Origin of the sequence: Stenotrophomonas maltophilia, assembly GCF_047497515.2 — a bacterium.
In the GTDB taxonomy this organism is placed as follows: Bacteria; Pseudomonadota; Gammaproteobacteria; order Xanthomonadales; family Xanthomonadaceae; genus Stenotrophomonas.
In genome coordinates this window covers 1-12,947 of the sequence record NZ_JAXAXL020000004.1, presented here as the reverse complement: position 1 = coordinate 12,947, position 12,947 = coordinate 1, and the positions used below count along the sequence as shown (strand labels likewise).

General features: G+C 67.2%; 10 protein-coding genes and 1 riboswitch. Of the genes, 7 read left to right on the top strand and 3 right to left on the bottom strand.

Features of this window, described 5'->3' with window-relative positions:
* Window positions 1-236: 236 nt before the first annotated feature.
* Window positions 237-938, top strand: a complete 702-nt coding sequence (locus ACMZPQ_RS08620) for an alpha/beta fold hydrolase (protein ID WP_197582158.1) — start codon at window positions 237-239, stop codon at window positions 936-938.
* 9 nt (window positions 939-947) lie between these two features.
* On the opposite strand, the gene ACMZPQ_RS08615 is transcribed toward ACMZPQ_RS08620, so the two are convergent.
* Complete coding sequence (locus tag ACMZPQ_RS08615; RefSeq protein WP_197582145.1) at window positions 948-1,364, bottom strand: hypothetical protein; 417 nt, start codon at window positions 1,362-1,364, stop codon at window positions 948-950.
* 108 nt (window positions 1,365-1,472) lie between these two features.
* Between ACMZPQ_RS08615 and ACMZPQ_RS08610 the strand changes: the two genes are divergently transcribed.
* The 3 genes from ACMZPQ_RS08610 (at window position 1,473) to ACMZPQ_RS08600 (ending at window position 4,159) form a co-directional block, all read left to right on the top strand.
* Window positions 1,473-2,195: a helix-turn-helix transcriptional regulator gene (locus ACMZPQ_RS08610; RefSeq protein WP_008267851.1), complete on the top strand. Its 723-nt coding sequence runs from the start codon at window positions 1,473-1,475 to the stop codon at window positions 2,193-2,195.
* 82 nt (window positions 2,196-2,277) lie between these two features.
* Entirely contained in the window at window positions 2,278-3,645 is a 1,368-nt protein-coding gene (locus ACMZPQ_RS08605; RefSeq protein ID WP_197582144.1) for an amino acid permease, read from the top strand.
* A gap of 103 nt (window positions 3,646-3,748) precedes the next feature.
* Window positions 3,749-4,159, top strand: coding sequence for a VOC family protein (locus tag ACMZPQ_RS08600; protein ID WP_197582143.1), 411 nt, complete (start codon window positions 3,749-3,751; stop codon window positions 4,157-4,159).
* A gap of 92 nt (window positions 4,160-4,251) precedes the next feature.
* On the opposite strand, the gene gcvP is transcribed toward ACMZPQ_RS08600, so the two are convergent.
* Entirely contained in the window at window positions 4,252-7,119 is a 2,868-nt protein-coding gene (gene gcvP, locus ACMZPQ_RS08595; RefSeq protein ID WP_197582142.1) for an aminomethyl-transferring glycine dehydrogenase, read from the bottom strand.
* A 62-nt stretch (window positions 7,120-7,181) separates the two neighbouring features.
* Window positions 7,182-7,284, bottom strand: a riboswitch (glycine riboswitch).
* Window positions 7,285-7,583: 299 nt separating this feature from the next.
* On the opposite strand from gcvP, the gene ACMZPQ_RS08590 reads away from it, so the two are divergent.
* The 3 genes from ACMZPQ_RS08590 to ACMZPQ_RS08580 all read left to right on the top strand — a co-directional run bounded on the left by ACMZPQ_RS08590 (window position 7,584) and on the right by ACMZPQ_RS08580 (window position 10,309).
* Entirely contained in the window at window positions 7,584-8,810 is a 1,227-nt protein-coding gene (locus ACMZPQ_RS08590) for a multidrug effflux MFS transporter (protein WP_197582141.1), read from the top strand.
* A gap of 140 nt (window positions 8,811-8,950) precedes the next feature.
* Window positions 8,951-9,847, top strand: coding sequence for a siderophore-interacting protein (locus ACMZPQ_RS08585; RefSeq protein ID WP_197582140.1), 897 nt, complete (start codon window positions 8,951-8,953; stop codon window positions 9,845-9,847).
* Window positions 9,848-9,916: 69 nt separating this feature from the next.
* Entirely contained in the window at window positions 9,917-10,309 is a 393-nt protein-coding gene (locus ACMZPQ_RS08580; protein ID WP_197582139.1) for a hypothetical protein, read from the top strand.
* A 119-nt stretch (window positions 10,310-10,428) separates the two neighbouring features.
* On the opposite strand, the gene ACMZPQ_RS08575 is transcribed toward ACMZPQ_RS08580, so the two are convergent.
* Window positions 10,429-12,393, bottom strand: a complete 1,965-nt coding sequence (locus tag ACMZPQ_RS08575) for a M2 family metallopeptidase (protein ID WP_197582138.1) — start codon at window positions 12,391-12,393, stop codon at window positions 10,429-10,431.
* Window positions 12,394-12,947: the final 554 nt, after the last annotated feature.

The following is a 12,947-nucleotide window of genomic DNA, read 5'->3' as shown; positions in this document are numbered from 1 at the left end:
AGCATGGCCCCCACGGCATACAGCGCGACCAGGGTAGGGGGCATCACCAGCGGGTAGACAGTCGACCAGGTCTTTCCGGAAAGCCACTCACCCATGCCGATGACGTTGAGTGCTGCGGTCTGCCGGGACCACCAGCGTAGCGCCGCGTGTGCCGCCGTGCACTTCCTTGGGCCGAGCCAATGCGTGAAGCTGCAGGCAGGGAGCCGTGCGAAGAAACCTGAAGGGTGATCAACGTGATGAATGCCGTGATGCTGCCGGTCGTGATGCTGCCAGGCCTGGATGGCACCGGCCTGCTGTCGGCGCAGTTCGTAGAGGCAATGCAGGCGCGGGGCATGCAGATGCAGGTACTGCCGATGCCCGCGCAGGGGCCGCAGGACTACACCACCTTGGCGTCGATCCTGCGCCCGCAGCTTCCAGCATCTCCTTTTGTGCTGCTGGCCGAGTCGTTCGCCGGTCCATTGGCCATCGAACTGGCGGTGGCCGGGCTACCTGGATTGCATGGGTTGGTACTGAGTACGACCTTCGCACGGCGGCCGGTGCCGCTGCCTGCGGCGAGCGCACGGATACTGGCCCCGGCATGGCCGTTGCCGCCACTCGCGTTGATGGCCCGGTTGCTGCTGGGGCAATGGCGGACGCGCGCGAAGCTGCGTGAGCTGGGCCTGGCAATCGCGCAGGTGCCGGCTGCAACCCTGCGCCAGCGTGCCGCGACGACGCTGCGGGTGGATGTTCGTGCACTGCTGCCGGAGCTCGTGTTGCCGACGCTGTGCCTGCATGCCCGGCAGGACCGCCTGCTGTGGCCACCCAGCGTGGCCGAGCTGCAGGCCTTGTTGCCCGATGCCCGCCATGTGTCGTTGGAGGGGCCACATCTGCTGCTGCAGGCGCGCGCCGACGCAGCTGCAGCCGAAGTTGCCGCGTGGATGAGGACGCTGTCGCCCTGATCGAAGGGTTCAGCCGCGCGCGCGGGTACGTGCTGCTTTCTTCGCCGCCACCTTGCGCACGGTCTTCTTTGCCGCGCGGGTCTTCGCCGCCTTCTTCGCGGCAGCACTGCGTGAGGCGGTGGTGCTGGCCTTCTTGGCCACCGTTTTCTTTACAGCCTTCTTCGCCGCCGCCTTGCCGGTCGGCGCCTTCTTCGCCGTGGTTTTCTTCGCAGTGGCCTTGCTGGCGGTTTTTTTCGCCGGTGCCTTCTTCGCCACCTTGCGCCCGCTGCCACTGCGCTTGCCACCCCCATCCTGCTTGTTCACGGTGGCCCAGGCGATGCGCTCGGCAGTCCCTTCGCTGGCACCGCGCTGGCGTTCGCTCTCTTCGATGTGCTCGGCCTGACGCTTCTGCTTTTCGGTATAGGCGGACTTGTCACCACGGGGCATGGCCGGGTCTCCGGTGGGGGCTGGGCCCCACGGTGGCCCCTCCGGCGTTAAGCGCAAGTCCCGCAAGGGTGATCGCCCCGGCAAGGGCGCCTCGGCTATGCTTGCCGCATGCGAGTCGAGCCCGCCGACATCGAAGCCCTGTTCGACGCCATCCCGGATGTGCTGTTCTTCATCAAGGACCGGCAGGGACGCTACACCCACGTCAACCAGACCATGCTGCGGCGGCTGGGCCTGCGCGCGCGCAAGGATGTGATCGGGCGCACTGCGGCCGAGATCTACCCGACCGGGCTCAGTGCGGACTATGTCGACCAGGACGCCCGCGTGCTGTCCGGCGAGGTGATCGAGAACCTGATGGAGCTGCACCTGTTCGCCAACCGCGAACCGGGCTGGTGCCTGACCTGCAAGCGCCCGCTGGTGGTTGATGGGGCCATCGAAGGTTTGATCGGCATTTCCCGCGACCTGGGCCAGAAGGACAGCCTGGGCAGCCAGTACGAGCAGCTGCGGCTGGCCCTGGCCCATCTCAACGCGCACTACGCCGAAAACGTGCGCATGCAGACCCTGCTGGACATCACCGGCTTCTCGCTGTCCAAGCTGGAGCGCAGCTTCCGCAAGGTGTTCCAGATGACCCCGCAGCAGGTGCTGACCCGGCTGCGGATCCAGATGGCGATGCACCTGCTGCATGGCGACGACAGCATCGCCTGCATCGGCCAGGCCTGCGGTTTCAGCGACCAGAGTGCCTTTACCCGCAAGTTCAAGGCTGAAACCGGTTTCTCGCCGCGTGCCTATCGTGCCCGTATCGGCGGCAATGTCGGCGAGCCGGCGCTGGCCTGAGCCGCGTGCTGCGCTGTGCCTATCCCGGCGGGCGCGGGACAGGGTAAGGTGTCGCCCCTGTAGCCCGCCGCCAGCCCCGCCGATGCCCAATTCGATTCCGACCGCTTCACCGTCCCGCCTCGGACATTCGCTCAAGCCCCGCCAGCTGATCATGATGGGGCTGGGCAGCGCCATCGGCGCCGGCCTGTTCCTGGGTTCCGGCGTGGGTGTGCAGGCGGCCGGTCCGGCGGTGCTGGTGTCCTACCTGGTGGCCGGCGCGCTGGTGATCATCGTGATGAACGCACTGGGCGAGATGGCGGCGGCCAAACCGACCAGCGGTGCATTCTCGGTGTATGCGGCCGATGCCATGGGCGCCACCGCCGGCGCCACCGTCGGCTGGCTGTGGTGGGTGCAGCTGGTGATCGTGATCGCCGCCGAGGCGGTGGGTGCGGCCGGCCTGCTGGCCACGGTCTGGCCGGCGATACCGGTACCGATGGCGGCGCTGGCCTTCATGCTGTTCTTCACCGCGATCAACCTGCTCGGCGTGAAGAATTTCGGCGAGTTCGAGTTCTGGTTCGCCATCCTCAAGGTGGTGGCGATCCTGGCGTTCATCGCCATCGGCGTCGCGCTGCTGATGGGCTGGCTGCCGCAGGTGACCTCGCCGGGCCTGAGCAATTTCACCGAACACGGCGGCTTCGCACCGAAGGGCCTAGCCGGCATCGGTGCGGCGCTGCTGGTGGTGGTGTTCGCCTTCGGCGGTACCGAGATCGTCGCCGTCGCCGCTGCTGAAACCGAAGACCCCGAGCGCAGCATCGCCCGTGCCATCCGCACCGTGGCCTGGCGCATCCTGGTGTTCTACATCGGCTCGCTGAGCGTGATCATCGCCGTGGTGCCGTGGACCAGCGAAGCGCTGAAGTCGCCGTTCGCCGCGGTGCTGGATATTGCACGTATTCCGGGTGCGGGCACCGCGATCACCCTGATCGCGGTGATCGCGTTGCTGTCCGCGCTCAATGCCAACCTCTACGGCGCCTCGCGCATGATGTATTCGCTGGCGCAGCGCCGCGAAGCCCCGGCCGTGCTCGGCTGGACCGATCCGCGCCAGGTGCCGGTGGTCGCCGTGCTGGCCAGCGTGCTGTTCGGCTTCGCCGCCACGGTGATGGAGCTGCTGTTCCCGGACCGGGTACTGCCGGTGCTGCTGAACATCGTTGGTTCCACCTGCCTGCTGGTGTGGACGCTGTCGCTGGTCTCGCAGCTGGTGCTGCGCCGGCGCGCGGATCGCCTGGGCACGCGCCTGCCGTTCCGCATGGCCGGTTTCCCGTGGCTGACCTGCTGCGCGCTGGCGATCCTGGCGTTGATCTTCGGCCTGCTGCTGAGCGAATCGCATACCCGCCTGCAGTTCCTGTCGATGGTGGCACTGACCGCCAGCATCGCCGCTGGCAGCGCCATTGCCCGGCGCATGCGCGAGGCGTGATGGAAGGTGCCGGCCAGCGGCCGGCGCTACCACGGGGGCTGCACATCCGCCGTGCGATGCTGATCGTGTGGGCCGTCACCGGCCCGTCGAACAGGAGTTCCGCATGCTGCGCAGCCGTCCGTTCATGATGTTCACTGGCCAGGCCGAAGCCGCCCTGGCCCTGTATGCCGAAGCCTTTGCCGATTTCCGCCTGCTGGCGATGCAACGCCACCCGGAGGGCCCCGGTGCCGGTGTGCCCGGACAGGTCCGCCAGGCGATCTTCCTGCTCGGTGGCACCCACTACCTGTGCTTTGACAGCCTGGACGTGCACGACTTCACCTTCACCCCGTCCATCTCGTTGTTCGTCGAGTGTTCCGGCGCCGAGCAGTTCGAGCGCGCGGCACGCGTGCTGGGCGAAGGTGGGCACTGGCTGATGCCGGTGGGCGACTACGATTTCAGCAACCGCTATGGCTGGGTACAGGACCGCTTCGGCGTGTCCTGGCAGTTGAGCCTGGGGCAGATGCCGGACCCGTGATCGGATGTTTGTGGGTGTGGGCCTGGGTCCACACACCCTTATGAAAACGGCCCGCTTGCGCGGGCCGTTTTCACTTCCGATGGATCGAGGGCTTACGCCTCGACTTCATGGTCCTTGTAGGCATCGACCGGGATGCAGGCGCACATCACGTTCTTGTCGCCGTACACGTTGTCGACACGCGCCACCGGCGGCCAGTACTTGCTCTGCTTCAGGCTGGCCAGCGGGAAGGCGGCCAGTTCGCGCGGGTAGGCGTGGGTCCACTCGCTGGCGGTCACTGCGGTGGCAGTGTGCGGTGCGTTCTTCAGCGGGTTGTCCTCGCGGTCCAGGCGGCCGTCTTCGATCGCGCTGATTTCCTCGCGGATCTGGATCATCGCGTTGATGAAGCGATCCAGTTCGTGCAGCGATTCGCTCTCGGTCGGTTCGACCATCAGCGTGCCGGCCACCGGGAAGCTCAGGGTCGGGGCGTGGAAGCCGAAGTCGATCAGGCGCTTGGCCACGTCCTCGGCACCGATGCCGCTGGTCTTTTCCAGCGGGCGCACGTCGAGGATGCACTCGTGCGCCACCAGGCCGTTGCGGCCGGTGTACAGCGTCTTGAAGTGCGGGGCCAGGCGCTTGGCGATGTAGTTGGCGTTGAGCTGCGCGACCTGGGTAGCCTTGCGCAGGCCGTCGCGGCCCATCATCGCGATGTACATCCAGCTGATCGGCAGGATCGAGGCGCTGCCGAAGCTGGCCGCGCTGACCATGCCGACCGGGCCGTTGTAACCCAGCTTGCCCGGCAGGAACGGTGCCAGGTGCTCCTTGACCGCGCACGGGCCAACGCCCGGGCCGCCACCGCCGTGCGGGATGCAGAACGTCTTGTGCAGGTTCAGGTGCGAGACGTCCGAACCCCACTTGCCCGGCTTGGCTACGCCCACCAGGGCGTTCATGTTGGCGCCGTCGGTGTACACCTGGCCACCATGCTGGTGGATGATCTCGCAGATCTCCACCACCTCTTCCTCGAACACGCCGTGCGTGGACGGGTAGGTGATCATGATCGCGGCCAGGCGGTCGCTGTACTTCTCGGCGTTCACGCGGATGTCTTCGACATCGACGTTGCCGTTGGCATCGGTCTTGGTCACCACCACCTTCATGCCGCACATCTGCGCCGAGGCCGGGTTGGTGCCGTGGGCCGAGTCCGGGATCAGGCAGATATCACGATGGCCTTCGCCGCGCGAACGGTGGTAGGCGCGGATCGCCAGCAGGCCGGCGTACTCGCCCTGCGCACCGGAGTTCGGCTGCAGGCTGACCGCGTCGTAGCCGGTGCACTCCACCAGCATCGCTTCCAGCGTGTCGATCAATTCCTTGTAGCCCAGCGCCTGGTCGGCCGGCACCAGCGGGTGGATCTGCGAGAACTCCGGCCAGGTCACCGGGATCATCTCGGCGGTGGCGTTGAGCTTCATGGTGCACGAGCCCAGCGGGATCATCGTGCGGTCCATCGCCAGGTCCTTGTCGGCCAGCGAGCGCAGGTAGCGCAGCAGTTCGTGCTCGCTGTGATGGGTGTTGAACACCGGGTGGGTCAGGAACGCGGACTGGCGCAGCAGGCCGGCCGGCAGCGCGTCGGCGGTGCTGGCATCGAGCGCGTCGACATCGGCCTGCGCACCGAACACGGCGGCCAGGGCGACGATGTCGGCGCGGGTGGCGGTCTCGTCCAGGCTGATGCCGACCGAATCGTTGTCGATCGCGCGCAGGTTGTAGCCGGCGGCGCGCGCCTTGGCGTGGATCTCATCGGCATGCACGCCGGTGACATGCAGGGTGTCGAAGAAGTCGCCACCGACCTGCACGCCGGCCGTGCGCAGTGCCGCGGCCAGGATCGAAGCCAGGCGGTGGGTGCGACGGGCGATGCGGGTCAGGCCTTCCGGGCCGTGGTACACGGCGTACATCGACGCCATCACCGCCAGCAGCACCTGCGCGGTACAGATGTTGGAGGTGGCCTTCTCGCGGCGGATGTGCTGCTCGCGGGTCTGCAGGGTCAGGCGGTAGGCCGGGTTGCCCTGGGCATCCACCGAAACGCCGATCAGGCGGCCCGGCATCGAGCGCTTGTAGGCGTCACGGCAGGCCATGAACGCGGCATGCGGGCCACCGAAGCCGAACGGCACGCCGAAACGCTGGCTGTTGCCGACCACGATGTCCGCGCCCCATTCGCCAGGGGCGGCCAGCAGGGTCAGTGCCAGCAGATCGGTGGCCACGGCCACCAAACCGCCGCGCGCGTGCACGGCATCGACCAGCGCCTTGTAGTCGCCGACCTGGCCGAAGGTGTCCGGGTACTGCAGCAGCAGGCCGAAGGCTTCCGCTTCCAGCGCTTCGGCCGGGGTGCCGACGCGCAGTACGATGCCCATGGGCTCAGCGCGCGTGCGCAGCAGTTCCAGCGTCTGCGGGTGCACGGCGTCGTGCACGAAGAAGACGTCCGACTTCGACTTGGCCGAACGCTTGGCCAGGGTCATCGCTTCGGCCGCGGCGGTGGCTTCGTCCAGCAGCGAGGCGTTGGCGATTTCCATGCCGGTGAGGTCGGCGCACAGGGTCTGGAAGTTGATCAGCGCTTCCATGCGGCCCTGCGAGATTTCCGCCTGGTACGGGGTGTAGGCGGTGTACCAGGCCGGGTTTTCCAGGATGTTGCGCAGGATCACGTTCGGCGTGTGGGTACCGTAGTAGCCCTGGCCGATGAAGCTGCGCAGCACGGTGTTCTTGTCGGCGATCGCGCGGATCTTCGCCAGTGCCTGCACTTCGGTCATCGATTCCGGCAGCGCCAGCGGCGCCGGCGACTTGATCTTGGCCGGCACGATGGCATCGGTCATCGCATCCAGCGACGCGTGGCCGACGACGTCGAGCATCTGCGCGATCTCGGCATCGTTGGGGCCGATGTGGCGCTCGACGAACGCGTTGTGGTGCTCGAGCTCACGCAGGGAAGGGGTGTTCTGGGACATGGCGAAGGATCCGTCAGGAAAGGGCACACGCACGGGTACAAGCCGCCGGTTGGCGGTCTGCGGGGCGCCCCTCTGTCCTTTTGCCTGAGAGTTTGGAAGTGCGGCTGGCCGCAGCTTCGTGCCCCTTCGGCGCCGGATCGAACCGGTCTCTCCAGAGTTGTGTTGCGGGTGGTATCGGGCCTGAGCGATTACGGGCGTTGCGCCTTCGGCAGCGGTGTTCCGCTTCTCCCACCGTGTTGCCCGCCGATTATAGCCCGTTGCGGGCCCGTGGACCGCCTGCAGCGGGTGCGGCGCGCCTGAATGGCCGATGGCCCGGCCGTGCGTTTTGTGCACCGCTGCATGGCGTCGGGCGCAATCCCCACCTATGATGGCGAGATACCCGAATTCATCTGGCGCCGTCCCTGCTGCAGCGGGACCGGCGCCCGCCGTGCGTGCCCCGCACGGCCCTGCCGGACGCCTTCGCCATGACCGCCGCTGTTGCTCCCTCCACCCGCCGCATGGCCCTGCTGCTTGCCGGCCTGGCCATGTTCGGCCCGTTCTCGATCGACACCATCTTCCCGGCCTTCCCGCAACTGGCCCAGCGCCTGGCGGTGGACGAGGTGGCGGTACAGCAGACCATCAGCGTGTACCTGCTGTTCTACGGCCTGATGAGCCTGGCGCACGGCCCGCTGTCCGATGCCTGGGGCCGCAAGCGGGTGATCCTCGGCGGCCTGGTGGTGTTCGTCGGCGCCTCGATCGGCTGCGCGCTGTCCACCGACCTGAGCACGTTGCTGGCGTTCCGTGCGCTGCAGGGCCTGTCGGCGGGTGTCGGCATGATCGTCGGCCGCGCGGTGATCCGCGACCTCTACCACGGCCACGATGCGCAGCGGCTGATGAGCCAGGTGTCGATGCTGTTCGGCATCGCCCCGGCGATCGCGCCGATCATCGGCGGCTGGATCCTGCTCAGTGGCGCGGGCTGGCCGCTGATCTTCTGGTTCCTGGTGGTGTTCGCACTGGTGCTGCTGGCGGCCACCGCGCGCTTCCTGCCGGAAACCCATCCGGCCGAGGCGCGGGTGCCGTTGTCGCCGCGGGTGCTGCTGCGCGACTACGTGCGCATCGGCTTCAACCCGCGTTTCCTGCGCCTGGCGCTGGCCGGCAGCATCGGCTTCGGCGGCATCTTCCTGTACATCTCCTCGGCGCCGGTGTTCGTGATGCAGCACCTGCATCTGGGCGAGGGCGGCTTCGCCTGGCTGTTCATTCCCACCATCGGCGGCATGACCACCGGTTCGTTCCTGTCCGGGCGCATGGCCGGGCACACCACGCCCACCCGCCAGGTCGCCATCGGTTTCGCGCTCTGCGCACTGTCGGTGCTGCTGAACGTCGGCTACGTGGCGCTGTCGCCGCAGTTCGTGCTGCCGTGGGCGGTGCTGCCGATTTTCCTGGGCGGCATGGGCATGGCGCTGATCTTCCCGATCCTGGCGCTGGCGGTGCTGGACATGTACCCGCATCAGCGAGGCCTGGCGTCTTCGCTGCAGGCCTTTGCGCAGCTGATGATCAGCACCGTGGTGGCGGGCGTGGTATCACCGCTGCTCAGTGCCAGCCCGTTGCACCTGGCACTGGGCCAGGCCGCCTTTTTCGCCATCGGTTTCGTGTTCTGGTACTGGGAACACCAGCGTGAACGCGTGGCGCAGGCAGCCTGCACGGACCATTGAGCAGCGCGCAGGGGTAGGGCAGGGCGCGATGCCCGCAACCCTTGCGGTGGAACACCACCGGATTAGGCTGGGGACTCCAGCCAGCCGGTGCAGGGTGCACGACAGCCAGCCGATCCAATGTCGTTGCATGAGGTTCCCCCATGGCTGCGCAGCAGATCTACCGCCTGTTCGAGGTGGCGCTGAAAGAGCGCCGCGTGCTTTCCCCTTCGCTGGACCGCATGGTGTTCACCGGTGCCGACGTGGCACGGATGAAGACCGAAGGCCCGGACCAGCGCATCAAGGTGTTCTTCCCCTTGCCCGGGCAGGACGTGCCACAGGTGCCCAGTGGCGAGGACTGGTACCCGCGCTATCGGGCCCTGCCTGACGACCAGCGCCCTCCGATGCGCACCTACACCATCCGCCAGCTGCGCGCTGAGCAGGGCGAGGTCGACGTCGATTTCGTCATCCACGGCGTGACCGGGCCCGCCTCGCGCTGGGCGATGCATGCACGGCCGGGCGACCGGGTGGTGCTGCTGGCCCCGGACGCCGACTGCGCCGACAGCAGCGAAGGCTGGGAATGGAAGCCACCGGCCGGTGTCGGCCAGGTGTTGCTGGTTGCCGACGAAACCGCGTTGCCGGCGGTGGCCGGTATTCTCGAGGAACTGGCGGGGTTGGCCGATCCGCCGCGCACGCTGGCGCTGCTGGAAGTGGCGCAGGCCGGCGACGCGGTGCCGCTGAAGGCGCCGGCCACGGCCGAGCTGGTCTGGTTGCCGCGTGGCCAGGCGGCGTACGGGCAGCCGCTGCTGCAGGCCGTACAGGCACGGCTGGCGGCGGCCTCGGGCGTGGCTGCCGGCGACGCGCTGGAGGAGATCGACGTCGATACGCAGATCCTCTGGGAGCAGGCCGATAGCCGCGTGGCGGGGCCGCTGTACGCCTGGGTCGCAGGTGAGGCCGGGGCGGTGATGGCGATCCGTCGACATCTGGTCCGCGACTGCGGGCTGGATCGTCGTGCAATCACCTTCATGGGCTACTGGCGGTACGGCAAAGTGCTGGACTGAGGGGGTGTGAAACGGCCCGGCGAGCGGGGTGCGCTATCCTTGCGCCCCCCTTCGCAGCGGTACCGCACCATGTCCACCAGCTCCAAGACCCGCCGCGACCAGCGCCGTCGCCAGGAAAAGCAGGCCGCCAACAAGGCCGCTGCCCAGGCCTCGCCGGTGGAGCCGCATGCCGAACTGCGCGACGCGCAGCGCACCCTGCTGGCCGGGGTCGTGCGCCGTGACGGCGAATGGGTGCTGGGCATGGACGGCCGCATTGCTGGCCACAGCGAGAGCGCTGCGCACGTGCTGGCGCTGATCATGCAGGCCGGTGAACTGCACGAGCGCAAGGGCACGCCGGTGCGTCTGGTGTACTCCGATGCGCTGCGTGATGCTGCGCAGGCCGAAGCGAAGGAGAAGGGCCAGACCTTCGAGGAGTTCAAGGCCGAGCTGGCCGCGGCGATGGCGGCGAAGAAGAACAGCTGACAGGCATTTCGGTAGAGCCGGCCGCTGGCCGGCTGCCGGATGGAATTTCACCGCGCTGTTGCCGGCCAGCGGCCGGCACTACCAGAAAGGGGCGGATCCTCGCGGACCCGCCCCTTCTTTCATTTTGCCGCCGGGGCCGCGTTGGCCTGCCAGCCGCACATCTGGCCTTCGTTCTGCTGCTTCAGCCACTCGTTGACCGGGGTGAAGTACTCGATCATCGGGCCGGCATCGAGCTTGTCGGTGCCGGTCAGTTCCTTCAGCGTGGCCTGCCACGGCTGGCTGGCACCCTTGCTCAGCATCGCCCAGTACTTCTGGCCGGCTTCCTTGTTGCCGTAGAAGGTGCACTCATGCAGCGGGCCCTTGTAGCCGGCGGCATCGCACAGGCCCTTGTAGAACTGGAACTGCAGGATGCGCGCCAGGAAGTAGCGGGTGTACGGGGTGTTGCCCGGCACGTGGTACTTGGCACCCGGATCGAAGAACTCTTCGCCACGGGTGCTGGCCGGGGCCACGCCCTGGTACTTCGCCTTCAGGTCCCACCACGCCTTGTTGTAGTTGTCGGCGGTGATCGAACCGTCGAACACGCCCCAGCGCCAGCGATCGATCATCAGCCCGAACGGCAGGAAGGAGACACCCGAAAGGGCCATGCGCATCTGGTTGTTGATGACCGCCTCGCGGCTCTCGGTCGGCGCATCGACCAGGCCGATCGAGCTGAGGTACTTGGGCGTCATCGCCAGCACGATGGTGTCGCCGATTGCTTCATGGAAGCCATCGTTGGCACCGCCCTGGAACAGCGGCGGCAGCGGGTTGTAGGCCAGGTCGTAATAGATGTGGCCCAGCTCGTGGTAGATGGTGGTGAAGTTCTCTTCGTTCGGCTTGATGCACATCTTGGTGCGCACATCGCCTTCCATGTTCATGTCCCAGGCGCTGGCGTGGCAGACCACGTCGCGGTCATCGGGCTTGATGAACTGGGTCTTCTCCCAATACGACTGCGGCAGCGACGGCATGCCCAGCGACACGTAGAAGTCCTGCGCGCGCTCGGTCATCTGCTTGGCGGTACGCAGTTCGGCCTCGCGCTGCGCCTTGTACTGCGCGGCCACGTTGGCGTCCTTGCCGGCCTTGGCCAGCGCTGCGCTCAGGTTGGTCTGGTACTGCTTTTCCAGCGCCGCGGTGATATCCAGGCTGCCGGCACCCGGGTACGGTTCCAGCTGGTCCCACAGGTTCGACCAGTCCTGCTGCCACATGTTGCCCAGCAGGTGCGCGGCGATCAGGCCATTGCCCACTTCGGCCTTGTCCTTGCCGTAGGTCTTGTCCAGCTTCCCGCGTGCGTAGCAGTGCAGCTGCTCGTACATCGGCTTGACCTGTTCCCACAGGCGGTCGGTTTCCGGGCCGATCTGCTCCGGCGGCATGTCGTAGCCGCTGCGCCACATCTGCCCGGCATCGGTGAAGCCCATGCCCTTGGCGCCTTCGTTCACCAGGCCGACAAACTTCTGGTAATCGCCGCGCATGCTCTTGGTGGTGCTGTGCCAGCCCTGCCAGGCATCGAGCTGCTTGTCGTAGTCGCGGCTGCGCGCCAGCACCTGCTCCAGCTCGCCCAGCTGGCGGCAGGAGTTCGGATCGTTGGCGTCGGTGCAGTACTTGCCGGCACCGTAGCTGCCTTCCATGCGGGTGGCGATCTGGGTCAGCTCGGCCAGCTTGGCCGGGTCGCGCGGCGCCGGCATCGAGGACATCAGCTTCAACAGGTGGATCGCACGCTTGCTGTCCTCGCTCATCGGCTTGCCGTCAAACTTGGCGGCCTGTTCGATCCAGCTGTTGAGCTGGGTCAGCGAGCGCTCGTTGGCCTTGGCCGCGATGCGTTCCGAATCGCTGTTGATGTAGGTGGAGGACAGCCACTGCGCCGAGGTCATCTCCGGGTAGGCGGCCTTGAATTCGGCATTGATGCGGGCCACGAACTGGTCGGCGGTTTCGCCGGCCGGTGCGCTGGGGCTGGCAGTTTCGGCGCCGGGCGACGGTTCCTTCTTGCAGGCGACCAGGGCCAGCGTGGCGGCGGCGATTGCCGAGGCCAGGAGGAGATGGCGGTGTTTCACGGGCGGTCCTTGGGTGGTGAACGACGGCCGAAGGCTAGAGGTCAGTTGCTGTCACCGCAAGTGGCGGAAGTCGGTTGGGTTCGGCAGGGCTGCGCCCTGCACCCGCAGAAGCAACGGCAAAGGCCGAAGCAACATCAAAAGCGGGCTATCCGTGGGATGGCGGGGCGGTGTGGGCTTGCAGGACACGCCGTAAACCCATCCATGGGGGCTCGATGGCGCCATCCATGGCGCCAACGGTCCTGCAAGCCCACACCGCCCCACCTCTGACAGATCGCGGCGGCCGTTGGTGGGTGTCGACCTTGGTCGACACATCTGTCAGGTATCGAAAATCAAATTTGAATCAGATCTACCGTGTCGACCAAGGTCGACACCCACCAGAGCAGACTGCCGTTCCAACAGATCGCGGAAAACTGTCGAAGGCGGGGTGGGTCCGGTGGCGGGGGCGTGAGCCGCATGGATGCGGCGACCGAGCCTTATCTGATCGGAATCTGGCAGCGTAGGTGTCGAGAGCCGGCGTGGGCCGCCGTGTGAGCCTGGATCTCGACGATCGCCAT

Coding starts and splice junctions, on each gene's coding strand:
- ACMZPQ_RS08590 (WP_197582141.1), top strand. CDS start 7,584: ATGACCGCCGCTGTTGCTCCCTCCACCCGCCGCATGGCCCTGCTGCTT.
- gcvP (WP_197582142.1), bottom strand. CDS start 7,119: ATGTCCCAGAACACCCCTTCCCTGCGTGAGCTCGAGCACCACAACGCG.
- ACMZPQ_RS08605 (WP_197582144.1), top strand. CDS start 2,278: ATGCCCAATTCGATTCCGACCGCTTCACCGTCCCGCCTCGGACATTCG.
- ACMZPQ_RS08580 (WP_197582139.1), top strand. CDS start 9,917: ATGTCCACCAGCTCCAAGACCCGCCGCGACCAGCGCCGTCGCCAGGAA.
- ACMZPQ_RS08615 (WP_197582145.1), bottom strand. CDS start 1,364: ATGCCCCGTGGTGACAAGTCCGCCTATACCGAAAAGCAGAAGCGTCAG.
- ACMZPQ_RS08620 (WP_197582158.1), top strand. CDS start 237: ATGAATGCCGTGATGCTGCCGGTCGTGATGCTGCCAGGCCTGGATGGC.
- ACMZPQ_RS08600 (WP_197582143.1), top strand. CDS start 3,749: ATGCTGCGCAGCCGTCCGTTCATGATGTTCACTGGCCAGGCCGAAGCC.
- ACMZPQ_RS08610 (WP_008267851.1), top strand. CDS start 1,473: ATGCGAGTCGAGCCCGCCGACATCGAAGCCCTGTTCGACGCCATCCCG.
- ACMZPQ_RS08585 (WP_197582140.1), top strand. CDS start 8,951: ATGGCTGCGCAGCAGATCTACCGCCTGTTCGAGGTGGCGCTGAAAGAG.